Consider the following 25,575-nt stretch of genomic DNA (forward strand, 5'->3'; position numbering starts at 1 on the left):
CAACATTACCACCAAATTTTATGTTGGGTTACGCTAAAGCTGCACCCAACCTACAAAACTACGGTTCTCAAGGTAGAGGAGGTTTAGATAGGCATAATTAAACATATAAAACTTAGTTTGTAGTGAGCAATTCATCGCCTCTTCAGAGTAGTCAGGACTTTAGTCCTGACTACAAACTTTAATTTATTTATGCCTAGCAAGAAGTTGCAACTGAATTTTAAGCTAGAGCTACTGCTGGTTGCTGCCAGCGTCCTACCGCCTTACCAATGACTGCTAATTCTTGCATTAATTTATCAAAACGGTCTGGTGTCACAGATTGGGGACCGTCAGATAAAGCTTTGGCAGGGTTGGGATGAACCTCTATCATCAGAGAATCTGTACCAGCTGCGATCGCAGCCATTGCCATTGAAGGCACAAACTCAGACCAACCTACGCCGTGGCTGGGGTCAATCATAATTGGCAGGTGAGTCAACTTTCGCAACACTGGCACTACTGATAAATCCAGTGTATTTCGCGTATACTGACGGTCAAAGGTGCGTATTCCCCTTTCACACAAAATTACATTGGGATTGCCAGATGCGAGAATATACTCGGCTGCCATCAACCAATCTTCAATAGTAGCCGCCATTCCCCGCTTCAAGAGAACTGGTTTCGGCTGCGCTCCCACTTTTTTGAGCAAGGAGAAATTCTGCATATTTCTTGCTCCTACCTGAATCACGTCAGCAACTTCGACAATTTTATCCAGGTCAGCCGCATCCATCACTTCTGTAATAATACCTAGTCCACTAACTTCCCGCGCCTTTGCTAATAAATCCAAAGCACTCTCGCCGTGTCCTTGGAAGGCGTAAGGTGAAGTTCGGGGTTTGTATGCCCCTCCGCGCAAAAATTTTGCTCCAGCCGTCTTGACGCGCCGTGCCGTCTCTACAATCATTTCTTCATTTTCTACTGAGCAGGGGCCGGCAACGACTACCAAAGGCTGATGTTCACCAAATACCACTGCTCCATTAGGAGTATTAACCACTACTTCCGAAGCTTCACCGTGACGGTATTGGCGACTGGCTCGTTTGTAAGGCTGCTCTACTCGTAACACCTGCTCAATCCAGGGGCTAAGTTCCTGAATTTGTAATGGATCTAAGCTGGCAGTTTCACCTACAAGACCAATAACTACTTTATGTTGACCAACAATTTTTTCTGGAGTTAGCCCCCAGCTAGTTAGTTCCTCATCAATGCGGTTTATTTCCGCTTCTGGGGAACCAGTTTTCATTACTATAATCATGTGAAAGTTCCTGATTAATGGAGTAAAATTTTTTGTAAATGGGCTAACTTTATTGTTGCCTATTGCCCTAATTACGAATAGTTAAAAACAAAATTTATTTACAAAATAAATAGACAAAATTATAGCGCTCAGTCAGTAGTTTTACTACTGGGTAGCTGGATGTAGGTATAAAAAGATTATATAATTTTAATTAGCAATGTTGAAGTTATAAAATTTCAACTTCAACATTCACTTCTTTTTTTACCCAATACCGCAGTTACTTAATACCTGAGCGCCGTTAATTATGAGTTTTTTTGCCGAGTTTCGCGCCAAGCTGCCACCATTCGTCCCCAATTGGTGTTGAACTCACCCACACCTAGCAAACTTCCGACTCTTTCTTCATCCCAAGAGGCAGAGAGAACGCCATAAGTTATGCCTAAGACCCCCAAACCAAATAGCCCCATGTTCACCAATAACACGGCGATAGGAGCTAGTTGGATGTCGGAGTAGATAGCAAGCAGATAGCTAACAACCAGGACGCTAATGCCCAAAGCTGTTGGTACGCCACAGAAACCAGCTACCCGTCGGATCATCCTCTGGCTGACTACTTGAGGAATAGCCATCTCTTGTTTGGTGTAAGTCAGTTTTTTATCAGCCGGTTTGCCAGATTCTTGTGGCTGTGCTGCTGGTTTACTTTGAGTTTTTGCGGGTTTTTGGCGCTTTTTGTTTGGTTCAAAGGGCAAGCGACTGCGTTCAGATTCTTCAGCAGACATAAGCGGTAGTCCCTATCCACGAATACCGAGGCGAGCGATCAAAGCTTGATACTTTTCACGGCTTTCCTGCGATATGTAGGCTAGAAGACGCTTACGCTGACCAATTAGCTTCAACAGTCCCCGTCGAGAAGAATGGTCTTTTTTATTTGCCTGGAGATGTTCGCTGAGGCGGTTAATGCGCTCAGTTAGCATGGCAACTTGGACATCAGCCGAACCAGTGTCGGTTTCGTGAACTTGGTAATTGGAAATGATTTCTTGTTTCCGCAGTTGCGTCAGGGCCATGATTGATTCAATTGCTAGTTTTTCTAAATGTATGTAGCAGTCTCCCATAATATCACAGCCATTAAGCTGGATGTCGAATCATCTTTGCTGCTATGTCTGGCACTCTAGAAAACTAAGTAAGTCAAGAGATATCCAGTATCTTCTATTAGAGGTGAATAATGTAATTTTAAATGGTAGCTTCCGGGCCGATATTTGAAGGTTTGTGTGGATTGGTAAACTATTTGTCCTGGCATTTCTTCCAGTTGTCTATTACTCCAGACACCAGGAAAGCTATTTCAACCCAAATACAAAACTTTTCGGTTAGGGGGAAAGGATTTCAATTCACCTTTCCCCCTTGCCCTTTAAGCTTTTCCTAGATTGGACTTGCGTTCACCAAATCTTTTAAAAGGTGAAAGTTGTTCTCAGAGTACCGATAATTGCATCGTCGTTAGCGCTGCTTTGTCCAGGAGAGGTCAACCAGATGACACCAGGGGTGATTGAGATGTTATCTGACACGCGATATTTATAGAAGCCTTCAAAGTGATAAGGGATATCATTACCAACAAAACCTGGTCGGTTAAACGAATATGGTTCTGCACCAGCAAAAATACCTAAAACGTTACCTTTTTTACCGAAGTCAGGTAATGCTACCCCAAGACCGTAGCTCCAAGCTTCATAATCATCACCAGCACCAAAGCCTGAGACATCATGGTAAGAAACGAAGCCACTAACTGACAGTTTGTCGCTGGGTCTAAAGGCTGCCGATATCCCATAAGAATTACTGGAAGATGCGTTTAGGATACTCAGGGTGTTAGCTTGATTAGTACCTACGACGCGGTTAGTACTACCCAAACCGCCGCCTAGATCAAATAAATTTCCGCCTCCAGCACCATGATAGCCGTGAACGTAGGTAGCAGCGAGCGCCAAGCGATCGCCAACACTAAAGTTCAACTGTCCAAGAGCCGCATAGTTACCCTCTAACAAACCTTGACTTACTCCAGGATTATTAGCATTTGATGCCAAGTAGCCTATAGTCAGTGAACTTGGTTTGAAAAAACTGCCACCGCTACCAAAAGGTAAAGTCAGTGCTGCACCGGCACCACCGCCAATGCGATAGATGGGACTTTCAGAAGCAAAGGTAGACAAAGCACCATTACCACCATCAAAGTCCTCAAAGTAAGGATTATTAGTGGCAGCATAATCGCTATGAATACCTCCGGTGGCAGCAAAGTACGCTTGGGCTGGGCCTATGGGTACGTAATACGCTAACCAATCGATACTGACAGAATTATTACCAGTGTTACCGATTTGAAAAGTTTGTGTGCCTTCAGCAGTATTGATAGGAACACCACCATTATCCAGTTGACTAAAGGCTAGTGAATTACCAGCTGCAAGACGGGTGTGTAAAACGTCTTGACCAGTGAAGCTGGTTTGCAGGTCTAAACGTACCCTATTTTGGAAAACAGTATTATTAGCATCGCCAGTGTTGCCGCCAAAAATATCACTAACGGCAAAAATAGCTTCACCCACAAGCTTGGTTGTAGTAGAAAACTGATTTGCTTCTAGTTCAGCAGTCCGTGCTTCTACAGCATCAACTCGACCACGCAAAGTTGCTAGTTCTGCCGAGAATTCTTCTTGCAAACGCTGGAGGGTAGCCAAATCTTGTTTTGTTACCAAGTCAGCAGTCGCTGTCGCAATCAGTTCATTAACCCGATCTAAACAAGCATTTAAACCTGCGGCAAATTCATAACGAGTCAGTGCCCGATTGCCACGATAGGTAGCATTTGGGTATCCAGCAATACAACCGTAACGTTCAACCAGGGATTGTAAAGCTTGGAACGCCCAGTCAGTCGGCTGTACATCAGAAAACTGAGAAACTGATGTAACTTGAGACAGTGAATTTTGGTTCTTACCCTCGGTGCTATAGCGGTTAACCTCTTCTAAAACCTTATTATCATCAGTCTTTTGGGCAACCAATAGCTGAGTAACTTTTGGTTGCTCTGTTTGAATAAATGTTGAAGCATCAGAAGATATTGGTGCTTCTGTCTGAGCAGTTTTTGCCTTTATATCTTCAGAGGAGCCTGCTACTTCAGTAGCTATAGCCCTAGCGGAAACCAACACCGTCACTCCCAAAACTACTGGACTTAGTACCAGAGTTTTCCACAATAGATGAGACATTTTTTATTTTCCTTTCCTAAAAAATACCCGAAATCAATGGGTTAAAGAAAAAGATAACAAGCAGTTATTCTACTTAATTTGAAATCTTATCAGATTGCTGTTACTTAAGCCATATCTGAAAAAATTTTTACTGATGAAGAATCGTAAAGACTTGCTTATGCTTTGTTTACCAGATTTAAGAGTTTATGATTGAATTGCGCTCGATTTTGTGCCATTTATTGGCTTTAGCTTCTTATTCTTGACTCTTATTTGCGGTAAATCCTTTTTATCTTTGTAAGACTAGCAAATTTCAACTAAAGTTGGACATATTTTTAAAGAACCATGACATTTGCTAATGACATCATCAATAATTTTGGAAAACTTTTGTTGAAAAAACCCGGGTTCTAATCCCTACAATACTCTCGATGAGTTCTTAGTAAACAATTGCCGTAACTGCTTACATTGTTCATTAACACGAGATATTGAGGCTTTCAATATTAATCATAAAAAATGAGTCTGAGATAATAATTCTGAACAGTAGAGACGCAAAATTCCTCGTCTCTACTATTTCCCATAGCTTTATTTCTTAATCTGATCCAGAGCTAAATTCAGCTTCAAGACATTAACTACAGGCTCACCAAAGATGCCGAGAAAGCGTCCATCGGTGTTTTGGGCAATCAAAGCAGAACCCACAAATTGACCTGTCCTATTTTTCAGTAAACTACCATTTGCCTGAAACGGAAACGCAATCTGCCCAATGGCAATCATCGCAAAAGGATAAATAATCGCACCGATTACCCAGAGTACCAAGGTAGAACGAACAGCTTTGCTAGCTTCACGTGCAAAACTCATTAGAATTTCTCCGGTACAAACATTACAAAAAATAAATAGATGGAAAGCCCTAGCGTGACCAGCCCTAACAATCCCAATCCCCAAGATTGACTGCGGGAAAGTTGTTCGCCAGTAGCTGCATAGACTACAGGTGCAACCACTAGGTTGAAACACATCGCCAGGAATAAATACAATGGCAACTTTTGTCTACGCCATTGACACCAGATATCGGTTATTTTTTCTAATACTTGAGATGCAAGGATAGTGCGTCGGGTATGAAGGGGTTTCATAGTAAATTAAGACAAAGGTAAGATAATATCTATTAGTTTGATGGCAATAAAGAGAGCAATGATGGCACCAACGCCATATATGAAGATAGATGTTGCGACGTAACAGTTCATCTGCTGTTACAGGTAAAAACTTTACCCCTTTGAGTGCTAGTGGAATTAGTGCCGGAATAATCAAGGCATTGTAAATCAGCGCCGAGGCGATCGCAGATTGGGCACTCTTTAATCCCATAATATTCAGTGCGCCGATTCCAGCAGCCGCAAAGATAGTCAGAATGATCGCAAAATACTTGGCAATATCATTAGCGATGGAGAATGTTGTCAAGGCTCCACGAGTAATTAGCAACTGTTTACCTATGGTTACTAGGTCAATTAGCTTCGTGGGGTCAGAGTCGAATGGCACTAAGATAATCGCAAACCCTTGATTTAACTGGCTTTTGAGTGTGGGAGCCAGATTTCTTCCCCATCCTCCCACACCTCCCTCAGACAAAGGTTTCAGGTTTTCTTAGTGCCATTCGGGCCAGAGTCTAAGTCCACCGTGTTAGCAGCTTCTTTGGCAGCTTGCGTCCCAAAGTTCATTGCCACACCCACATTTGCTTGCGCCAAAGCAGGGGCATCATAAAAAAGTTAAATCCCCAACTTCTTTAAGAAACCGGGGATTTGGACACTGCAAATTTTCACAAATCAGATAGTATTACTAGAGAGTGAACAGTAGACATCTGGTAAAAATGAATGTAGAGACCTAGCACTGCTACGTCTCTACAAGGATTCTAGATAACGCATATTTAATTTCTGGAGATGTCTAGTCTAATTCATAACTCATAACCGATTTTGGCGACAAATTCCAAATGCGGAAGTGTAGGCGTGTAAGAAGGTTCTGCCACCAACAGGGCCAATTTCACCACCACAGAAAAAGCCACCTACAGGGATATCGCTGAGGTAGCGGCGAAATAGTTCAGAATCAAAATTGGGTTTACCATAGAGTCCTTCGCCTCGCCCCAGACAAGCAAACATTAAAGCAGCGACGGCAGAGGGTTCAGATTCTCGTTGGGTTTGATAACTTTGAAGGAGTAATTCTAGGTCTTCAGCAGAGGCTTGGGCATCGCGGAGGTGGAATTGCAGCCTTTGTCCTGGACGAACGCGATCGCCAATTGCGATCGCTCCAGCTGTTGGATCGACCCCAAGAATACCACGAATTAAAAAGTCTCCCTGCTGCAAAGCCAGCTTAAACTCATCCATCGCCACACCAACAAACAAAGAGTGTTGTGCTAAAGTTCGTTCGTGTTCGCTAAGACTAGCAATCAAGTCTCGCAACACCACTAGCGGTACTTGCTCATCTAACTCTAAAATGATGTTGCGATCGGCTTTTGTAACTTGCAATGGTTTGCCAATCGGTCGGCATCCTTGGGCTACAATCGTTTCCAAAACAATATTGCCAGTCAAAGCTATCCCAACAGTACCCTCACGATACAGACTTTGACATTCTTCGCCGTCAGTCTCATTACAAAATAGGGCAACACGACCACCCATACCTCCACCACTAGCCTGTCCTCCCACGATCACCGATCCTGGATAAGCAAAATCCAACCCCTGCAACAAATCGTTGATTCCAGAGGCGAAGGAACTAGACAGCAAAATAAACTGGGGTGTAGGTGATGCTGGCACACCAATCAAATCAACCCAAGCATCTGGAGAACTATCTAAGTCAGGTAATTCTTCCGCAACAACATGAAAAACTTGAACCTTCACCCCTGGAAGATGTGCTAAAGTCAAGCTAATAGCTGGTTCAGCTTCGAGTTCTTGGATTTCTCCGTTAACTGTCGTCCCAATCACACCTCCACCGCTACAGCCAATTAGCACTGGTACAGAAAGTTTCTCCGCTAACAAGGGTAACAATCGGGAATACTCACTCGTAAAAGCAGACGAAATGAATACCAGTCCTAGATCCGCAGGTGCTGTTAACAATGAGACAGCTCGTTCCACCACATCTGTAACGGCGGCTTCCAGAGAATGACGGGTTGATAGGGCATTTGCCCACTGCATTTGGTCTGCCATGAGTTTTGAGCTTCTTTCTCTTTTTGTGCTAGTAGATTTTGATGTATTTTTATTTTGGGAAGATTTGCATCTTACAAGAATTAGTGCCAGCCTTTTGTCTCCTCCATCCAAGAAGCTGGGGTTGTCATTCCCTAATAGATGCATCTAAATATATTGTATGATTGTTTATCTATGGTACTAATCCCACAAAATCTTAAAACATAAAGATGAATGCATTATAGATGCGGCAGTTTACTATATTGGTTATAAATCAATAGGCTAAAGTACTAACTTATGAACTGAATAGTTAGAATGGTTAGTAATCAAGCTAAAATCTGCCATTTCTGAAGTTTTTCTATACTAGTATTAACAACACGCAACGAGACTAAAGCAATGACCAACATCCAAGAAACAGCAACAAGCGACATCCAAGAGAAAATCCAAGAAGAAGTAGAACAAGCGCGTACTGTCTGTGACATTAACGGTAGCGGTTCACCAGAATGTGCTGCTGCTTGGGATGCAGTAGAAGAATTACAAGCCGAAGCTTCTCACAAACGCCAAAGCAAGCCCAAAAATTCTCTAGAACAGTATTGTGATGACAACCCAGATGCAATTGAATGCCGGGTTTATGACGACTAGAAATTTAAACAAGTGAATTTTCTGTTCGTTTTTCACCAAGCAACCAAGATTTACTTACTGAGATTTCGCACTTTTACGCTACTTCCGGCTAAAACCGTACTCTCCCTCTTTCATTATTTTCTCCAATGGACAAAAAATGGTGAAATCTCTGGAGTTATGGATGTATCAGGGTTAAGCTTTGAGAATTTTTATCTTAAAAGGAAACCTTTACACCCAAAAAAATTGGGTTTTTGTCCGCGAGTATTAAGTATATAGCTGCTGGGTGGGCTTTTAACAGGCTCCCTAACGCTACTACAGATAAGTGTAATCTAAGTTAAGGATTTTTGAGTTGCTTGTTTTTTTGCCAAACAGAGAGATTTAGGAAAGTAAATTAAACAACTTACCATTTAAAAATTTTTCCAAAAATCTTTGCAAGGCATGAATTGGTTGTAGGGGCGTACATCTGTATGCCCCTACAAACGTGTTTATAGTAGAAACTGCGTGAAATGGTATAAGTTGTTGGGTAGCCACTTGCTTCCACCAAGAAGTTAGAGCGCAGTCTTGAGGCTAGATTTTGTGCTTTGATTAAACTGTTTGTAATATAGATAGACTAATAGCTAGCTAATAGCTTACAGGTTTGTCAGTTATGGATACTTGCTCTTAGTTTAAATTGTTTTATTTATCGTTTGAGAAAAACTATGGACTATAACGTTTGGTTTCGCCCTTTCATCTGGATTGATTACCGATTGGCAGTATTATTTCTGGTAATTATTCCGCTAATTCTTTTAATTTGGGCATTTGTGCAAAAAGCAGAAGCTATACAACGCTTGTTGACTATATACTGGAAAGTATCAAGCCTGGTTGCAATCACGATTTACTTAATGATTGCCCAGTATCCAGTTAGCTTTATCTCTGGATTGATGGCTCAGATTTTAATCCCAATTTCACTGTGGTTCTGGGTAGATATCAATGATGAAATTGAGTATCAAACCAGTGGAGTTTTGAAATTTCTTTTTACCTCTTGGCGCTGGGCTACAACTGTTTATTGTATTTTGGGTACACTAGCGTTAATCCCATTTTTGGGTTGTGCTTTTTCTGCCAGTGTGATGAAGACCGCTTATTGTCGCGTCTGGTTTGAGATTCCGTTATTATTCAAAGAATATTTTCATGCTAATAGCAAAGCTGAGTTTTTAGGTTTTCTTGGCATAACTAGTTTAGTAATTTATGTGGTTTACTTAAGCTATTTTGTTCTGATTAAGCTTGGCAAGCAGGGACGTTCAGCTACACCACAGTAACTGTCGCTACGTCACATACCCCTACTGTAAAAAAATGAATTCCATTAGTAAGCGACTAGAACAATACACCGCTAAACGTCCCAAAGAAGTCTTGATTGTAATAGTGGAAATTGCCGATGAGGAAGATACAATTGCTATTTTCAAAGGCTTTTCCAGTTCTTTGATGCGCCCCACAGCATTTGATGCAGATGTACCAGTTCTGCCAGATGGGGCAAACATCCTCAATATTGATCGAGTAGCTAGTCCTTATAATCCTGAAGCACCCCGTTATATTCAACAAGGAATTTCTTGGGAAGCTATGGAAACTCTATTATCAGAAGTGGGAGTTTAATTAATTCGTAATTCGTAATTCGTAATTTTGCGGTGAAGGTGAGTTTGTGATTGTTGATGGAGTATCTTTATAGTCCTACTAAACCAGCCCTCTAAATATTGACAAATAACAAACATATCCGTAGCAGTTTGTTGAACTTAGTGCTTTTAGATCCCGATGCTGCTCAGGCTTTTCCCAATGATGCAGCCGTGAATGGAGCGCTAATGCCCAGCGTCAGCAACCCAATACTGTGGTGCAGCAGACAGAATAGAAATTGTCAGTAAAGTTATTTGGTGTTGGTCAGGCGATCGCAGTTAAGGCAGACTGGTTATACTGTGAGCTTTATTGGATGGGCTTAGATGCAACAGTCACAGGATGCGAACACGCCAAAACAATTCAGTCGAGAACAACGTTGGGAAATTTTACGAACCTTGCTACAACGTAGTAACCTGAGTAGCGAGGCAAAATAGGCATTCCACCAAGCTTATCCCAATGCACCAGAAGAGATGTTGAAAACTGCTGTTTTTTACACTTATGTTGATGGGGTTGGAGCCGCAATAGACTGGTTAGTTGATTTAGAGTTATTTCTACGTGAACCCAGTCATGAACTAGATATGGGTGTTGCGTATCACTTGCTGTATCACCTGTACAATTGGTATCAGTTCAATGTATTACTTGCAGATGGGAAAGCGGGAGTATTGGAACGTCTCAAGGAAATTAAGGAGTTGGCTTCAAATGGAGATATAGAGGCAATTATTTCAACAGTTGAGCAGCTAGAATCGATGTTTGAAGGTAGTCAGAACTATCCTAGTTTTTAGTAAGCGGTTGCATAATCAATCAAATACAGAGGAAAGTCGTAGTCTGTTGGTTGTACGTTGAAGGCTAACTACTGCTGCTGATTTGGATCGTTACCTTTAAGCAAGCCACAGTTCGGTCTAAATTGCCATGTAAAACTGTCTTCTCTGCGAGACACTGCGCTAACAATTTTCAAGAATTATTTTGACTTTTAAATTTACAAAATGTCCCGTTCTGGATACACACTTCCCGTTTTTGCGTGCGCTGCTGCTGTTGCAGCTTTACACTGGTTACGCGATCGCAAACCCCTAACTTTAGCATCTGTAGATTTGATTGAACCGGCTCAAATCGCCGAAATCCCAATTGAACAGGTAGCAGGATTATCTGAGAATACAGCTTTAGCAATTACCCGCAGCGATCCCGGTGATAATCTCGATTTGACTAAAGATACACCGATTTGGGCATTGGTGGAATGGCGAGAAGAGGGGGAGACTGTAATTATAAAAGGTGGGGAAGGGATTGGCAGACAGATGAATGCTGATGACAAACCTGCTATTTATGCTTATGCTCAAAGGCTTTTAAAAGAAAACTTGCAACGAATCCTAGCACCAGGGGAAAAAATCACGGTGACGATTATTCTACCTGAAGGGCGATCGCTAGCTGTTCGAACTTCAAATTCTGCTTTTGGTGTGGTGGAAGGACTTTCGCTTTTAGGCACAACCGGCATTTCTCAACCTTTGAGTACACCCGATCAGCTTGCAATTTTTCGGGCAGAATTACAAAATAAAGCCAGTCGTTTTGAGAGTTTAGTATTCTGTATCGGCGAGAATGGACTAGATTTAGCGCGTAAACTAGGGATTAACCCCGAACAATTGGTCAAAACTGCTAACTGGCTTGGTCCAATGTTAGTAGAAGCTGATGTGCTAGGCGTGAAAGAAATTTTATTATTTGGCTATCACGGTAAGTTGATGAAACTGGCGGGGGGAATTTTTCACACCCATCACTACTTGGCTGATGGACGACGAGAAATTTTGGCCGCGCACTGTGCGATCGCAGGTTTAAAATCACCAGATATCCAAGCTGTGTTTAACAGTGCTACCGCCGAAGCAGCACTAATATATCTAAAATCGCTAGATGCTACAACCGGCAGTGATTGGGTAAATCAAGTTTACAGTGCGATCGCAGAAACTATTGATGTTCGTTCCCAAGAATACATCCAAAGCCATAGCGAAAGGGGCACAGAGGTTACAGTCTGTGGCTCAATTCTCTTCGATCGCGATCGCAAAATTATCGTGAAGAGTAAAACTGCTGGTCTGTTGATGGAAAAATTATGTTAATTTATTATGAATAATCGTAAACAATCCAAATAAATAATCTTTTAAGTAACCACTCTAGGGTAAGTTTATCGTTTTAATACCATCTCTAGCTCCGGGACTAGACCAATGCACATAACCTCGCGTTTGTCTAGGGCTTCTATACCATTATCAGCCTAAGCAGGCTGAATAATAGCATCACCATAGACCATAAAGCATCTATCCTTAACAGACATAACACTTCCATCATGAATACAGTGGTGACTCTACCGACAGAACAAGCGCCCCAAACATTGGAAAATGTTGGGCGGCTTGATCGCCAATTAATTATAATTCTGGACTTCGGCTCTCAATATTCTGAATTGATTGCCCGTCGCATCCGCGAGACTCAAGTATACTCTGAAGTTTTATCCTATCGCACTACTTCTGAACAATTGCGCCAACTCAATCCCAAGGGAATCATCCTCTCTGGTGGGCCGAGTTCGGTTTATGGTGACAATGCTCCCCATTGTGACCCAGAAATCTGGAATTTGGGAATACCCGTCTTGGGTGTTTGCTATGGGATGCAGCTAATGGTAAACCAACTCGGTGGTGAAGTGGCAAAGGCTGACCGAGGTGAGTACGGCAAAGCATCATTATATATTGACGATCCCACAGATTTACTTACTAACGTCGAAGATGGCACTACTATGTGGATGAGTCACGGAGACTCAGTTACCCAAATGCCATCAGGGTTTGAATTGCTGGCACATACAGAAAATACCCCCTGTGCTGCCATTGCCGACCACGAAAGGAAACTTTACGGGGTTCAATTCCATCCAGAGGTAGTACATTCTCTTGGTGGTATAGCATTAATTCGTAATTTTGTCTACCATATCTGCGATTGCGAACCCACTTGGACAACTGCGGCTTTTGTTGAAGAGGCAATTCGGGAAATTCGCACCAGAGTTGGCGATAAGCGAGTGCTTTTGGCGCTATCTGGGGGAGTTGATTCTTCTACCCTGGCGTTCTTGCTGTATAAAGCAATTGGTGAGCAACTAACTTGTGTCTTTATCGATCAAGGCTTTATGCGAAAGTATGAGCCAGAGCGATTGGTAAAGCTGTTCCAAGAGCAGTTTCACATTCCTGTAGAGTATGTGAATGCACGCGATCGCTTTTTAGCTAAGGTTGCTGGTGTTACAGATCCTGAAGAAAAACGCCGCCGCATCGGACACGAATTTATCAATGTATTTGAGGAAACATCCAAGCGCCTTGGTCATTTTGACTATCTAGCTCAAGGGACTCTTTATCCAGATGTCATCGAATCTGCTGACACTAACGCTGATCCCCAAACTGGTGAGCGGGTAGCGGTGAAAATTAAGAGCCATCACAATGTTGGCGGTTTACCCAAAGACCTAAGATTTAAATTGGTGGAACCACTGCGGAAACTATTTAAAGATGAAGTCCGCAAAGTTGGGCGTTCCATTGGTTTACCAGAAGAAATTGTCCAACGACAACCTTTTCCTGGGCCTGGTTTGGCAATTCGCATTTTGGGAGAAGTTACATCTGAGCGGTTAAATATTTTGCGCGATGCTGATTTGATTGTGCGGCAAGAAATTAACCAACGTGGTATGTATCATGATTTCTGGCAAGCATTTGCTGTATTGCTGCCAATCCGTAGTGTTGGCGTTATGGGCGATCAACGTACTTACGCTTACCCGATTGTCTTGCGAATTGTTACCAGTGAAGATGGCATGACTGCTGATTGGGCCAGAGTCCCTTACGATGTCCTGGAAGTGATTTCCACGCGGATTGTAAATGAGGTAAAAGGGGTGAATCGGGTGGTTTATGACATCACCTCTAAGCCACCTGGAACCATTGAATGGGAGTAATTAAGTTTTGAGTTGAGTTAACTAAAAGCTCATCATTCTTTCCGATTATTCAGGTTATTTGCAGTAATTTAGATTCACATATTTTAAATGGCAATGCCGAGCTGACTCGTTTTGAGTTTTGGCATTGTCTATTTTTTTGGCTATATCTTTGGTAAGCTACTCTACATTTAACTTAAATAGTTATAGCGGTTAGGATGCCCACCCTACAAGAGCTTGATTTAATTTATGCAATTTAGATGTTTTTAGATTTCTAGCAAAATGTCATAGTTGCTAAATTGAAAAGCCTCAGCAAAATCGCAAGTTTTTCGTAATAAAATAGGCAGCGATTATCAAAATAAATTTGTAAAACCAATTATTTGTGAAAGTGAATTTCTAAATATAAATCAATTTAAACACAAATATAATTTTATCCAGTCAAGAATTATAAGTTCCAGCGAATAATTAGCCATCAATTAGATGGTGGCTAGACAAATTGAATTATTGTCTAGGAAAATAGGCGCGATCGCAGTAAAATTATCAAGGGTGTGGTAAAAGACAAAAAACCAGCAGCTCATTAGAAATAACTTTCATTTGATAAACATTCTATGGAGATGTTATGGAACCTCCTCTCCCTCTTGCTGGCTTAAACATCCTCGTCGTTGATGATGATGACGATAGCCGCTTTTACATTACTACCGTTTTAGAAGCTGATGGAGCCACCGTCATGGCAGTTCCATCGGCGGCGGTAGCATTGAAAGTACTTCCTGAGTTGCAGCCAGATGTCTTAATTTGTGATATTGCTATGCCTGGTGAAGATGGTTACACCCTTATCCGCAAGATCCGGGCGCTGAAGCCTGATATTTGGGAAAAACTCCCTGCGATCGCTTTAACTGCTTATGGCGATAGCGAGTATCGTAGCCGTGCTTTGGAAGCGGGTTTTCAGACTCATGTACCTAAACCAGTCGATCCCGGAGAACTAGTTGCGATCGTCGCAGAATTGGTTGCTTCTTATGAGAGTTAATAAAAATCTCGTAGAGAGCGTGATTTTGAATTTTGAATTGTTAACTTTCCGCTCTCTCATTTTTTGAATCTGCTCGATTTGAAGCGATATTATGTTTAACAAAGATTCTAAACTCTACAAATGAGTTTTATTTTCCTTTGTTTATGAGCGATCGCTACTTGAATAAAAAACATGAGTAGTAAAACAACGGCGATTCAGGCATATCAAAAACGCTTTGATATAGAAGAGATGTTTAAAGATTTAAAAGCGGTGGCTACAATTTAGAGGAGACAAATGTGGAAGGAAAGCAGTTTATTGCCTTAGTCTTAATCATCTCATTAGCTTATACTATTGTTACATTACAAGGTCAGAACATTAAGAGTAAAGGAATAGCAAAATATGTGGCACGTCCCAAATAATATGGACGTTATCACAGAGGGCATAGTAACTTTTATATCAGTCTTGATGCATAGAGCTGGGTTAATTTCATTGGTGATTGTTGGAGTTTAGTTCAAAATTTAATGTGATTAAGTCGCCATAAGCTAGAGAATTATTTACAAAGGATGAAAGCTATGAAGCATATACAGTCAGTGTTAGAGGCTTCATATCGCTCCTTCAGGTCTGAAAGCTCACTGTTCCTTGTTAGTAAAATAGTATCAATTGCTATTGCTACTGATGTGATGTATAAACTAAATATACCCTGTATTGCCATTTGACAGTTGAACTCATGAGTCAAGAAACTTTTACAGATTCCTCTGCAAACTACAAATTTACTGAAGATAATTTTGCTGTACCAGATGAAGACTTTTCCCTAGAATACTTTGAGGCACAAGTCACAAAATCCGATATGTACTGGAGTCGCTTTGGCGGTCGTCCAGACTTATCCGGTAAAGTTGTCCTTGAGATCGGCTGTGGATTTGGCGCACTGTGCATTGATGCAGCCATTTCCGGAGCGCGGCGGGTAATCGGTCTTGACCTCATAAGTAGCCGGATCGAATTTGCGCGCAATATCGTCGCAGAACGCTACCCAGAGATTGCCGACAGAATAGAGTTTCATCACTTGGATATTGACAACCTGACGACGCTTGACGACCAGGTTGATATCGTAATTTCCAAAGATACTTTTGAACACATCATGGGCATAGAGCGAGTTCTTCTTTCAATAAAACGAGTTCTACGGCAAGGGGGCTTACTGATAACTGGTTTTAGCCCACTTTATTACAGTCCTTTTGGCGATCATGGATATCACGCAATCGGAAAGCGCATCAGGCTACCGTGGGCGCATCTCATTATTGGCGATGAGCGTGTTGTTGCAGCTTATAATAAGTACCATCCCGGAATCGAGTGCCATTCGATCTATGACCTTGGACTCAATAAACTCAAGCGCCGCGACTTCCTGAAAGCCTTTGATCAAAGCGGATTTGTGGTTGTTAGAGAGACTACAAATGCTCTTGAAGGGGCTTCCAAATTGATGCCGTTGTTTCGCTTTCTGAGTAAAATTCCTGGACTCGAAGACTATACAACAGTCAATATGTACGTTATAGCCACTAAGACCTAGTAACTCATCTCTATGTGTGTACACACAAGTCTTAGTAGCCAAGGTTTTGAGTTGATTATCAATAGTGTCAGTTGATTGATAATAAACTTAATGGAAAATCAACTATTTTAAAAATAATTTTTCGTTCTTTTCCCTCTATTTGATTCCCAACTCCACTTGTGTGAACACAACTATTTCAATCCAGTTTCAAAGCTAATTTGCTCAGAATTATATGCTGGTGGCTCGACGTGAATTAAAATCCTCACTGGACGGAACCTTTCCTCTAATCGGCTTTCTACTTCTTCAGTGATGTGGTGAGCGGTTTCTACGTCTGATGCATCTACGATTAAATGCATTTCAATAAATACCTGACGACCAAGAACACCGCGAGAAGCAATATCATGACAGTTAATTACACCTGGAACAGAAGTAGCGATCGCATGAATTACTTCTGGTGCGATCGCCATTTGATCCACAAGCCAAGGCAAATTCTCTTTTAAAACTGACCAGCCACTCCAAAATACCAACAAGGCGACAGGAAAAGCTAACACCAGATCCATCCATTGATAACCTAGCCAAACTCCGATCAAACCGCCAATTACAGAGATTGTCACCCAAATATCGCTCATGGTATGTGTCGCGTCAGCTATGAGAATTGAGCTACCTACCCGCCTACCCACGCTACGTTCGTAAAACGCCACAAAAATATTCACACCCAGCACAATTAGTAATAACCACAACTCCGGTGGCGATATTCTCACAGGTTCACCACCACCTTTGAGAATTCGTTCGATTGCTCCTTGCAGAATTTCAAAACAGGCTATTCCTAAAAATGAGGCTATTCCTAAAGCCCCCACAGCTTCAAACTTGCTGTGTCCGTAGGGATGTTCGCGATCGGGTTGTGGAGAAGAAAATTTACTTGCAATTAATCCTAAAACGTTGTTGGCGCTATCTGTCACACTATGCAAGGCATCAGCTAGCAAACTCAACGAACCTGTCCAGTAACCCACAAGTGCTTTCAATCCCATTACAAATAGGTTGAGCAGTAGGGTAATAATTAAAACCTTTCGCACTTCGGCGCGGTTATCGTAAATCATAGATAATTTATCACATCAAGTTCTATGACTTCTAATGTAGAACTCAAAACATAAATAAACACAAATCAAATGTATCAAAGTCTTACGCAGTAAGAATTAAGTCTCTCTATAGGCTCTATCTTTTGTACCATTCTGTTGAGATTCTTTATAGCTAACAGCAGCTACAAGCTTTATAGCTATTAGTAATGCCTTTATAAATAACAGCATATTTTTAGCATTAATTCCAGAAATAATTTAATTAATTTTGTTATTTATACATCCAGTTACTCCAGACAAAATTGTATCCAGAGATATTATGACGACCATCAGAGGCGTATACTTACTTAGGATAAAAGATGAGGTAAATGAGTATTATTTACTACATTGAAAAGACAAGAAAGCCTCTGCTTCATCCAAAAAATGGTTAAAATTTGAGCAGCAAAATCGAAAAATATTTACAGGTTTGCGAATAATTAGTAAACCTAAAGGTAAGTTTTCGCGTTCCCTCGCTAAAAATAAATTAACCAGTCAGAAGGATGAGTGAAAATTGAATCCTCTTACGAGTTTGAGTAAGAACTTGAGCCATATAATTCCAAAGGTCAATTTTCCTCAGACGATGGATGATTTTGATCGGCTGATCGCGAAGGGTGTCTTTGTGGCAACTCAGGAGGCTGTCCGGCACATGGGTGAGGGTGGACGGATAGGCAGCGCGTCAACAGTGACATAATGCCTTTTGCTGGCGGCTCCACCTACGCTTTAACCAAGGGTGCTATTACACGCGGTCTTGCCCGCGATTTTGTCCCTCGTAGCATCACGGTGAACAATATTCAACCCGGCCCGATAGACACTGACATCAATCCGGCGGAAGCCCCCTTTGCCGACACTATGAAAAGTATGATTGCCCTCCAACGGTATGGTCGAACTGAAGAAGTCGCCGATATGGTTTCCTATCTCGCCAGTGCAGAAGCTGGTTTCATCATCGGTGCAAGCCTGAAGATTGATGGCGGTTTTGCAGCCTGATACAGCAGAAGCAAGAAAAAGGCGACGATATTAGCGCCTGGGGTGCATCCTCAAAAAATTGGGCTTCGTCTCTTCTTCCGGTAAGATTAGTACTTATCAATAAGCTTTAATAAAAACTTATGTCTTCAATTCCTTTAACATTGAACCTAATTGAAGGTTCTGTCTCCTTCAGTTTTTCACCCCAAGCAGCACGAGAATTAAAGACAGCGACAGATAAACTGATGGAGCGCCTGAAAGCTGTCGCCGCTAAACCCACTCCTGGCGGTGGTAAAGTCACTCCCCAGCCTCCAATGGAATATCGTTATACGGGTGAAGTATTTTTAGAAATTTTCTGTAATCCTAATATCTGGCCAACGCCTTTCGCAGCCAAAGTTTTGCTGACTGTCCGCAACGTCAACATCCGCTTGACTACTGAAGCTGAACTTACCCGTATTATTGAAGACATTAATCAATATTTAGAGCAGGTCGGATAATCGTTTATATAATTTTTCTCTGCTTTTAAAGATTTTTCAACAAATAATCCTATACAAATTTGGGATTTTGCGAAAGTTGAGCCAGTTACTTGCGGAGGTTTCCTCTATTGTCGCAACTGGTGTCGGTTAGCCCGACTGAGCAAACTTTTCAAGACGGATTCTACCTTTGAACCGCAAAGAAGCGATCTTGTCGATTGCGAGTCAAAAGTGAAGTTCCTACACTTCTATCGGATCAATGTAGGAGCTTCACCGAATTTACATACTAAACTCAAGCTGTAGCACCAGATATACACAAAAAACGGTTCTGATGCCTTCTTTAACTTGAAAACTTATATAAATTAAGACTCCAATGCTTCTGTGTTAATGAAAAACGCAAGATTCTGTATGGGTGAATGCTCATTAAAAGCAGAGATTATTCCCCAGATTGGGCGTAGGATCGTTGACTGTGACATCCACACATCGAAAATTAACCCCCAACCCCAAACCCGAAATCAAATATTTATTTAGTCGTTGTCCCACTGTTCACGGCCAATTAGGTCGCCAATCCGATCGCGCAACAAAAAGTCACATTTCTCTAATTCACATTCAACGCAAACCCACTCTCTCGCTGGAATGTATTGGCAAAGGGTATATATTGGCTGTTGTCGGCTAATCATTCCCTTTTGCACCAGTCGACGTGCTTCGTCTTGGATCAAATCGAGAGAGTAGTAATTGATAGAAGGCACCGTATTCACACTCATGGTTTTTACTCACAAATTAACACTTACGATAGTGTTCCCGTTAATAATTAGGAACAAACATTACAGAAATTAGACTTGTGGCTAGTATTTTGTAGTTTGCTATACGGAACTATTTTTATTTTGACGCTAGATATCCTGAAATTATCTCAAGAAATGTTAAGAAAGTCAACGAATCCTGACATTTATCAAAAATCTGCTTTACAAAAAAAATTCCGAGTAGTTAACTTAACCTGCTATGGGGGTTGTATGGTTTTTATGCAACAAGTCTGAAAGTCTTGCCATTACTGTATTTAGGCAAGATTTGCTGGGTGGTAAGAATTCATATTGCGTAGGCGTAGCCCGCCACAGGCATCGCTTACATATCAAATAATCACCTTAAAGCCGGATCCAGAACTGCTGGTATTTATCTAAGGGTAAACAACACAAGAATATTTGTCAGATACTACGGTATAAACTGTTGCAAAACATAACGGCTAAAGTACACTACGAAGGCTTTTACCCTATCATCTGTTAAGAATTTCTTAAGTAAAATTGCAATTGCTTAGTTATTTTCAACACTAATATTACACAGTTTTCTTTTGATCAACATCTGTAGAGGGGTGGAGTCAAGGTAGGAGGAGCAAATCAGTTGGGGATTCAACCCCTAAGATTTGCAGCCACCGTTGCGTTAGCTTCCGGCAGGGTACAGCCAAAACCATAATTTTCAGTTAGCGGCAATTCATGTAGACGCATACTCCTAGGTCGAAGCAAGCTACGCAAAGCATCCCTAGAGAAGCGGCTACTCTAATAACTCTCCAACGGACTACCCGCAGAGTATTGCCCCTACTGCGTGTAGTTTTGCGTAAGTCCTAGTAGAGTAAAAACGAAAGCCAAGGCAAGCATAAAGCGTCATAGATGCAACTACCGATCGCTGAAGTTGGTTATGGTTACATTAAAACAGACGCGATCTAGTCACGTCTGTAAACTGTTTGGCGGATTTGCTGAGATTAATTGTTCTGAAGTTACATTGTTATTTAAGTTACTTATTCACTAAATGATTCATCATCTTCATCTGTTCTGTCTTCTACTGTTAACAGGTTTTCTGGCGGACGATCGTGATTGAGTTGGCTTAGTAGTGCCAGTACCTTGTTACCGCGTTCTATAGAACGATCTTCGAGAAAGATGACCTCTGGTGTACGACGTAGCCGTACTCGCGCCCCAAGTTCACTGCGGACGTAACCTGTGGCTGACTTTAAGCCTGCCATTGTTTCTACCTTAGCTTCATCTGTACCATAGATACTGACGTAAATTTTGGCGTGTTGGAGATCGCCAGAAACATCAACATCAGTCACACTTACCATTCCTGTACCCACACGGTCATCCTTAATGCCGTTGAGCAGCATTTGGCTAACTTCCCGTTTGATCAATTCTGCAACGCGGGAAACCCGGCGATTTGTAGCCATAAAAATTTCGCCTCCTGACAGAGGTTGTACGACAAAAATAGATGCAATTTGGGTAGACAGTACTTAGCGAAAGCAACGCCAAGAGCAACCGTCTGTAGGGCATAGCCCCGATATAGCGTTAGTCTAGATTGTACTCAAGCCCAGCATTGCCCGTAGGGTGAAAGTAAGAAAGACTAGGCTGCTCACAAATAAACCTAAGAGGGCGATTAAGGTAACAGGGCGCTTCAACAGTGGCACTAATGGCGCAAAGGTGTTCAAAAACAGCCCTAAGACTATAGTAATTAAGTACCGGGGGTAGCGAAAAACGTTATCCCAAAATCCGTCAAACATCTGAATCTAAACTGCCTTGTTATATACTTACGTTTGTTTTGATATGCTTTATCAACTCAATTGTAATCTATGCAGCCGGAAAATTAGCCAGCTAATATAAAATATGCCTCGTCGGTTATATTAGCTTTATTTAGTCACGATTATTTTCAGTTAAATCGCAAGTAAATGGTAATTCAAATCCCCAAGGAAACTAGCCCGCGTCCATTTTTGAAGTGGGCAGGGGGTAAAAGTAGGTTGATACAGCAATATATTCCTTATTTTCCCAAAAGTTATAAAAATTACTATGAGCCATTCTTAGGTGGTGGTGCTGTTTTTTTCTATCTCCAACCAAAAACAGCAACTTTAACTGATATTAACGCCGAATTAATTAACACTTATTGTTGTGTTAGAGATCGTGTTGAAGAATTAATTTCTCTATTAAAAGAGCATAAAATTCGACATAATAAAGATTATTATTATAGTGTCAGAAACAACTCTGGTGGCACCGATATAGAAAAAGCGGCTCGTCTAATTTATCTTAATAAGACTTGTTTTAATGGTCTTTATCGAGTCAATTCACAGGGAAAGTTCAATGTGCCTTTAGGCAGATATGAAAATCCCAATATTTGCTCTGAGGTTTTACTACAAGCTGCATCAGAAGCGCTTTCTCATGCAGAAATTAAACAAGCAGATTTTACAGAAGTCCTAAATCATGCAACTAGCAGTGATGACTTTGTATTTTTTGACCCACCCTATCATCCTATAAGTGATACTAGCTATTTCACCGCTTATAGTCAAAATTGTTTTAGTAAAAAAGACCAAGAACTTTTAAGAGACACTTGTGCAGAGTTGGCAAGCCGTGGTGTTAAAGTTATGGTGTGTAATTCTGATAGCGAATTTATTAGTAATATTTATACAGATATCAATTTTGAAACCTACAAAATCAAAGCAGCCCGATCAATTAACTCCAATATAAAAAATAGAGGCATGATTGACGAACTATTAATTACATCTTTTAAAGGTTTTTATTTGCCCAAGCAATAAATCTGTCTAAGCTATAAACTGCTAATAAATTATGGTTATCATTAACTCTTGCTTTTAGCCATTTGCTGGCACCTTCTCGCATACCTTCACCGCCTAAAATGACGATAGTTGGTGCAGGGTAATAGTTCTGGATGTTCATGTTCAAGTAAGGAAATTTTTCATCGACAGAACCGGGGCTTTCTTGCCATTTGCACTCGAAAATTAAACCAGATGGCATTGCAGGTGAGCCAACAACATAAAAATCAACCTTCAAATCGGTATGATAAATCCCAGTTCCAATATAAACTTCTTTTCCATAGCGCTTTGGTAATAAAGCAGCATTTAGTATAAATTCTTTTGGGACATAGTTTCCTACTTGGAAATAATTATGTCCATTTAAGATTGCTTCAACATTTCCTTCTAAAATATTCCCAGACTTATTTGCCCGTCCGCCTTGAGTCAGAGCCATCCTAAATCCCTCTGCCAAAAGTCCTACTAATTATAGGATTTCACAGAAGTAGTAAAAAAAGGTCAGTTGCTTAATATGAATTTTTTATTTTGACGTAAACAAGGTTGGATTAATGGGTGAAAAATCGGGAAATATTGGTATTTTTGTACTAAATAAATACAAATGTATTACTAATTTGGATGAAGAACGAGTTAGTAATTCAGATAAGAGTTATTTGTGGAAGATCGTGGCGAATTGAAGGGTGAAATTTAAACGCAAAGGGGCGCAGAGGGAAGCGCAGAGGCACGCAAAGAATTCACTACGAATTAATGAGATTTTGGACTTAGTGTATAAGCTAAATTCGCGCTCCTCGTCCCAGTCATAAGCTTAGATAATGTTTTTTGGTTATTTCACCTTAGCTTCAACCTGTTTGTGCTTCAGTATGACCGTTGCGGATAGACCATGCTAGTTCTAAGAGTTGAGTCCAGCGTTTTTGTAGCTGTTTGGGGGTGCATTTGATGGTTTTAGCGATCGCTTGGTCAGTTTGCCTTGCAGTTTTTAACTGTAATATTTGTTGTTGTTGTTCTGTGAGTTGATTCACAAAGATTTCCCACTGCTGGGAAGATAAACCCAATTTTTGCTCTAAACCTGCGCCTAGCCATTGATGTACCAATTGCCAATGGTGTTGCTTGGCAAACTTTTCTACGTGGTATTTAAAGCGTTGTTGGAGATAATCGCGTTGACGGCTGGTTAAACCGAGAATTTGGTCAATTTCTGGGGCTGAGAGGTCTTGAAGTTTCAAGCTGAGGTAGTTCATACAGTCAGATTGACCTTGAGACTCCAGATATTTCATCAATTCAGTGATGACGCGATCGCGTTCTGACTCTTCTGAGGGATCAAAATTAGTTTGGGCAATCATCTGTGATCGCAGTTGTTGCACCGCCGAGTTACGCTGGTAAGATTCTGCTTCTTCACCCTTAGCAGACTCCACCGCCATTTCAATATCCACAGTAGTCTCTTGTGGCTGACGACGAGCAAAACCTTGGGCCCGCAGGATAATCAATTGCTGATTTGCACCACCAGGTAAATTTATGCGACGTTTGGCGTACTGTTCTGTAAACGCCATATATTCAGCTAATTGCAGCTGAGTACGCGGTGTGTGATCGTGAGGTAGTTCGTTTTCTCTGCGGAAAGCTTTGATAGCTTCGATATAAAATGCTTGTAAAAAATCTTCAATTAGGCTGTAACGAGCATCAAAGCCCAACTCCGAGCCAGATAAAGTTACATGGCGGTAAACCATAGCACCCAAATTACTATGTAATTCCACCCGCCCTTGTTTGGAACCTAGTTGGTAGTAACGTAAGCACTTTTGCATCCGATGCCTTCCCAACGTAATCTGCCAGGATTTGATTTGGCCAGATGTTTGGATGCGTGAGCTTTTATCGCAAATGCGTTCTACTTCTACGGCTATGCGGTTTGCTAAAGCTTCTACGCATCTGGGTGCTGCTTTCACTTGTGCTTGCATTTCTTGACACAGCAATTCAATCAAGGTTTCGCTGCTGCTGTCTGAAAATTCTTCGGTCGAAAGGTGGTTTTCAAAAATGGGTGTAGAGTTTGGTAGATTGATGACGTTAGCTTTCATGACTTTTCCAGGGAGTAGTATTGCACCGTAATTACAACGCAGACACAGCAATCAAGGCTAGCCTTGGCTGGAGAATCTTTGGGCATTTATCAATTAAGACTTGCCCCATATAATGCTCACATCTAAAGCTCATATATAAAACTGTAGGAAATACGAGAGAGTTACAGTTATGCCAATGTGTCGGTTTTTTCACAAGCCACCACATTGACGCGGGTACTCATGTACCCAGCATTTTCTCAAAGTTGCCAAATCCCTTGCTGTACTGACTATTACCACCATCCTGTTATTGCATCTCTGCCCGTCATAGACATCATGTTTAAATATGACAATTTAAAAACTGGAGTCGCTTTTATCACAATTTCCGAAACGGAGAGGTGTGCCTGTGAAGTCTCATTCTTATACCCATGCTGCTGCTGCTTCCCAACCTAAACCCCTCCGTATAATTGCTGCTTCGTCTCCGGTCATATCTAAGATGGTAGAGACTTCATAAGTAGGTTCTTCGCCAGTGTCTACAATTATGTCTACCAACTTGTCCAAACGGTCAAATAGCTCTACCCGCGACTGAACAGTTTCTGGATCTATCCGAATCATGCCATTATCTGCTTCATCTGGTGGCAGATGTGCCGAAGTTGAAATAATCGGATTACCCAAAGCTGCCAGCAACTCCAAACATACAGTATGGTTTGGTACTCTAATTCCAGTACTTTTCCGCTTGGGGCTTTGCACCAATCGCGGTACTAATTTAGTTGCTGGGAGCAAAAACGTGTATGGCCCTGGAATCAGGCGTTTCATAATCCGATAGGCTGTGTCACTTACGAAGGCATAAGTTGCCACATTTGAAAGCGAGGGACATAAAAATGTCAGTGGTTTATCATTTGCTAGCTGTTTAATTTGCCGCACTCGTTCTACCGCCGACTTAGCATTCAAATCACAACCGATCGCATAAACTGTATCAGTAGGGTAAAGCATGACTGCGCCACTAGAAAGCGCCGACTTTATTTCCTCTATTCGGCGAACTTGAGGATTATCCGGATGAACTGAGAAAATTTTTGCCATAACACAGGAGTGGGGAGTGGGGAATGGGGG

At 41.5% G+C, this 25,575-nt stretch carries 27 protein-coding genes and 2 pseudogenes; 14 read left to right on the forward strand and 15 right to left on the reverse strand.

Annotated elements, in window-relative coordinates; translation table 11 throughout:
- Positions 1 to 217: 217 nt before the first annotated feature.
- The 8 genes and pseudogenes from aroF to GNF10_RS21680 all read right to left on the reverse strand — a co-directional run bounded on the left by aroF (position 218) and on the right by GNF10_RS21680 (position 7,619).
- A complete protein-coding gene (aroF, locus tag GNF10_RS21645) occupies positions 218 to 1,276 on the reverse strand; it encodes a 3-deoxy-7-phosphoheptulonate synthase (RefSeq protein ID WP_185582879.1) in 1,059 nt (352 codons plus the stop codon).
- A 281-nt stretch (positions 1,277 to 1,557) separates the two neighbouring features.
- Complete coding sequence (locus GNF10_RS21650) at positions 1,558 to 2,028, reverse strand: PAM68 family protein (RefSeq protein WP_185582881.1); 471 nt, start codon at positions 2,026 to 2,028, stop codon at positions 1,558 to 1,560.
- Positions 2,029 to 2,040: 12 nt separating this feature from the next.
- Entirely contained in the window at positions 2,041 to 2,310 is a 270-nt protein-coding gene (rpsO, locus tag GNF10_RS21655; RefSeq protein WP_041565894.1) for a 30S ribosomal protein S15, read from the reverse strand.
- Between the two features lie 381 nt (positions 2,311 to 2,691).
- Complete coding sequence (locus GNF10_RS21660) at positions 2,692 to 4,467, reverse strand: iron uptake porin (RefSeq protein ID WP_185582883.1); 1,776 nt, start codon at positions 4,465 to 4,467, stop codon at positions 2,692 to 2,694.
- Positions 4,468 to 5,025: 558 nt separating this feature from the next.
- Complete coding sequence (locus tag GNF10_RS21665) at positions 5,026 to 5,298, reverse strand: potassium-transporting ATPase subunit C (RefSeq protein ID WP_185582885.1); 273 nt, start codon at positions 5,296 to 5,298, stop codon at positions 5,026 to 5,028.
- Positions 5,298 to 5,567, reverse strand: coding sequence for a potassium-transporting ATPase subunit F (locus GNF10_RS21670; RefSeq protein WP_185582888.1), 270 nt, complete (start codon positions 5,565 to 5,567; stop codon positions 5,298 to 5,300). The genes GNF10_RS21665 and GNF10_RS21670 overlap by 1 nt, the downstream gene beginning before the upstream one ends.
- Positions 5,568 to 5,573: 6 nt before the next feature.
- Positions 5,574 to 6,021 (reverse strand): annotated as a pseudogene (locus GNF10_RS21675) (hypothetical protein); the annotation flags it as partial.
- A 362-nt stretch (positions 6,022 to 6,383) separates the two neighbouring features.
- Positions 6,384 to 7,619, reverse strand: a complete 1,236-nt coding sequence (locus GNF10_RS21680; protein WP_185582890.1) for an FIST N-terminal domain-containing protein — start codon at positions 7,617 to 7,619, stop codon at positions 6,384 to 6,386.
- Positions 7,620 to 7,991: 372 nt separating this feature from the next.
- Here GNF10_RS21680 and GNF10_RS21685 point away from each other — a divergent pair, with 372 nt between their 5' ends.
- The 11 genes and pseudogenes from GNF10_RS21685 to GNF10_RS21735 all read left to right on the forward strand — a co-directional run bounded on the left by GNF10_RS21685 (position 7,992) and on the right by GNF10_RS21735 (position 16,337).
- Positions 7,992 to 8,237, forward strand: coding sequence for a Calvin cycle protein CP12 (locus tag GNF10_RS21685; RefSeq protein WP_012407493.1), 246 nt, complete (start codon positions 7,992 to 7,994; stop codon positions 8,235 to 8,237).
- Positions 8,238 to 8,914: 677 nt separating this feature from the next.
- A complete protein-coding gene (locus GNF10_RS21690) occupies positions 8,915 to 9,511 on the forward strand; it encodes a DUF3177 family protein (RefSeq protein ID WP_185582891.1) in 597 nt (198 codons plus the stop codon).
- Positions 9,512 to 9,545: 34 nt separating this feature from the next.
- Positions 9,546 to 9,842, forward strand: a complete 297-nt coding sequence (locus GNF10_RS21695; RefSeq protein ID WP_185582893.1) for a hypothetical protein — start codon at positions 9,546 to 9,548, stop codon at positions 9,840 to 9,842.
- A gap of 98 nt (positions 9,843 to 9,940) precedes the next feature.
- Positions 9,941 to 10,105: a hypothetical protein gene (locus tag GNF10_RS21700; protein WP_185592229.1), complete on the forward strand. Its 165-nt coding sequence runs from the start codon at positions 9,941 to 9,943 to the stop codon at positions 10,103 to 10,105.
- The gene (locus GNF10_RS21705; RefSeq protein WP_185582895.1) at positions 10,096 to 10,266 is read left to right on the forward strand and encodes a hypothetical protein; all 171 of its coding nucleotides are present in this window, start codon (positions 10,096 to 10,098) and stop codon (positions 10,264 to 10,266) included. Before GNF10_RS21700 ends, GNF10_RS21705 begins: the two co-directional genes overlap by 10 nt.
- A 61-nt stretch (positions 10,267 to 10,327) precedes the next feature.
- A complete protein-coding gene (locus tag GNF10_RS21710) occupies positions 10,328 to 10,639 on the forward strand; it encodes a hypothetical protein (protein ID WP_185582897.1) in 312 nt (103 codons plus the stop codon).
- A gap of 201 nt (positions 10,640 to 10,840) precedes the next feature.
- Complete coding sequence (cbiD, locus tag GNF10_RS21715; RefSeq protein ID WP_185582899.1) at positions 10,841 to 11,953, forward strand: cobalt-precorrin-5B (C(1))-methyltransferase CbiD; 1,113 nt, start codon at positions 10,841 to 10,843, stop codon at positions 11,951 to 11,953.
- Positions 11,954 to 12,177: 224 nt separating this feature from the next.
- Positions 12,178 to 13,800: a glutamine-hydrolyzing GMP synthase gene (gene guaA, locus GNF10_RS21720; protein ID WP_185582901.1), complete on the forward strand. Its 1,623-nt coding sequence runs from the start codon at positions 12,178 to 12,180 to the stop codon at positions 13,798 to 13,800.
- A 595-nt stretch (positions 13,801 to 14,395) separates the two neighbouring features.
- Entirely contained in the window at positions 14,396 to 14,800 is a 405-nt protein-coding gene (locus tag GNF10_RS21725) for a response regulator (RefSeq protein WP_114082046.1), read from the forward strand.
- A 168-nt stretch (positions 14,801 to 14,968) separates the two neighbouring features.
- Positions 14,969 to 15,404, forward strand: a pseudogene (locus tag GNF10_RS21730) (IS4 family transposase); the annotation flags it as partial.
- 102 nt (positions 15,405 to 15,506) lie between these two features.
- Positions 15,507 to 16,337: a bifunctional 2-polyprenyl-6-hydroxyphenol methylase/3-demethylubiquinol 3-O-methyltransferase UbiG gene (locus GNF10_RS21735; RefSeq protein WP_185582903.1), complete on the forward strand. Its 831-nt coding sequence runs from the start codon at positions 15,507 to 15,509 to the stop codon at positions 16,335 to 16,337.
- Positions 16,338 to 16,507: 170 nt separating this feature from the next.
- Here the strand turns inward: GNF10_RS21735 and GNF10_RS21740 are convergent, their stop codons facing one another.
- Positions 16,508 to 17,413, reverse strand: coding sequence for a cation diffusion facilitator family transporter (locus GNF10_RS21740; RefSeq protein WP_185582905.1), 906 nt, complete (start codon positions 17,411 to 17,413; stop codon positions 16,508 to 16,510).
- 705 nt (positions 17,414 to 18,118) lie between these two features.
- Between GNF10_RS21740 and GNF10_RS21745 the strand changes: the two genes are divergently transcribed.
- Positions 18,119 to 18,412 carry an SDR family oxidoreductase gene (locus GNF10_RS21745; protein ID WP_260446108.1) on the forward strand — a complete coding sequence of 98 codons (294 nt, stop codon included), beginning with the start codon at positions 18,119 to 18,121 and terminating at the stop codon, positions 18,410 to 18,412.
- A gap of 119 nt (positions 18,413 to 18,531) precedes the next feature.
- Entirely contained in the window at positions 18,532 to 18,885 is a 354-nt protein-coding gene (locus tag GNF10_RS21750) for a hypothetical protein (RefSeq protein ID WP_185580730.1), read from the forward strand.
- 503 nt (positions 18,886 to 19,388) lie between these two features.
- Here the strand turns inward: GNF10_RS21750 and GNF10_RS21755 are convergent.
- From GNF10_RS21755 to GNF10_RS21765, 3 genes are all read right to left on the reverse strand, one after another.
- Positions 19,389 to 19,625 carry a DUF4327 family protein gene (locus GNF10_RS21755; RefSeq protein ID WP_012407481.1) on the reverse strand — a complete coding sequence of 79 codons (237 nt, stop codon included), beginning with the start codon at positions 19,623 to 19,625 and terminating at the stop codon, positions 19,389 to 19,391.
- Positions 19,626 to 20,647: 1,022 nt separating this feature from the next.
- Positions 20,648 to 21,067 carry a 30S ribosome-binding factor RbfA gene (gene rbfA, locus GNF10_RS21760; protein WP_185580729.1) on the reverse strand — a complete coding sequence of 140 codons (420 nt, stop codon included), beginning with the start codon at positions 21,065 to 21,067 and terminating at the stop codon, positions 20,648 to 20,650.
- Between the two features lie 123 nt (positions 21,068 to 21,190).
- On the reverse strand, positions 21,191 to 21,397 hold the full coding sequence (locus tag GNF10_RS21765) for a DUF751 family protein (protein WP_185580728.1): 207 nt from the start codon (positions 21,395 to 21,397) through the stop codon (positions 21,191 to 21,193).
- A 165-nt stretch (positions 21,398 to 21,562) separates the two neighbouring features.
- Between GNF10_RS21765 and GNF10_RS21770 the strand changes: the two genes are divergently transcribed.
- Positions 21,563 to 22,420 carry a DNA adenine methylase gene (locus tag GNF10_RS21770; protein ID WP_185580727.1) on the forward strand — a complete coding sequence of 286 codons (858 nt, stop codon included), beginning with the start codon at positions 21,563 to 21,565 and terminating at the stop codon, positions 22,418 to 22,420.
- Here GNF10_RS21770 and GNF10_RS21775 read toward each other — a convergent pair.
- The 3 genes from GNF10_RS21775 to GNF10_RS21785 form a co-directional block, all read right to left on the reverse strand.
- Positions 22,392 to 22,868, reverse strand: a complete 477-nt coding sequence (locus GNF10_RS21775; protein ID WP_163929464.1) for a PD-(D/E)XK nuclease superfamily protein — start codon at positions 22,866 to 22,868, stop codon at positions 22,392 to 22,394. The two genes, GNF10_RS21770 and GNF10_RS21775, sit on opposite strands and share 29 nt — an antisense overlap.
- Positions 22,869 to 23,268: 400 nt before the next feature.
- Positions 23,269 to 24,489, reverse strand: coding sequence for a HetZ-related protein (locus tag GNF10_RS21780; protein WP_114082054.1), 1,221 nt, complete (start codon positions 24,487 to 24,489; stop codon positions 23,269 to 23,271).
- Between the two features lie 396 nt (positions 24,490 to 24,885).
- Positions 24,886 to 25,545 carry an L-threonylcarbamoyladenylate synthase gene (locus tag GNF10_RS21785; protein WP_174709417.1) on the reverse strand — a complete coding sequence of 220 codons (660 nt, stop codon included), beginning with the start codon at positions 25,543 to 25,545 and terminating at the stop codon, positions 24,886 to 24,888.
- Positions 25,546 to 25,575 lie beyond the last annotated feature (30 nt).

This window comes from Nostoc sp. UCD121, assembly GCF_014222285.1.
In the GTDB taxonomy this organism is placed as follows: domain Bacteria; phylum Cyanobacteriota; class Cyanobacteriia; order Cyanobacteriales; family Nostocaceae; genus Nostoc.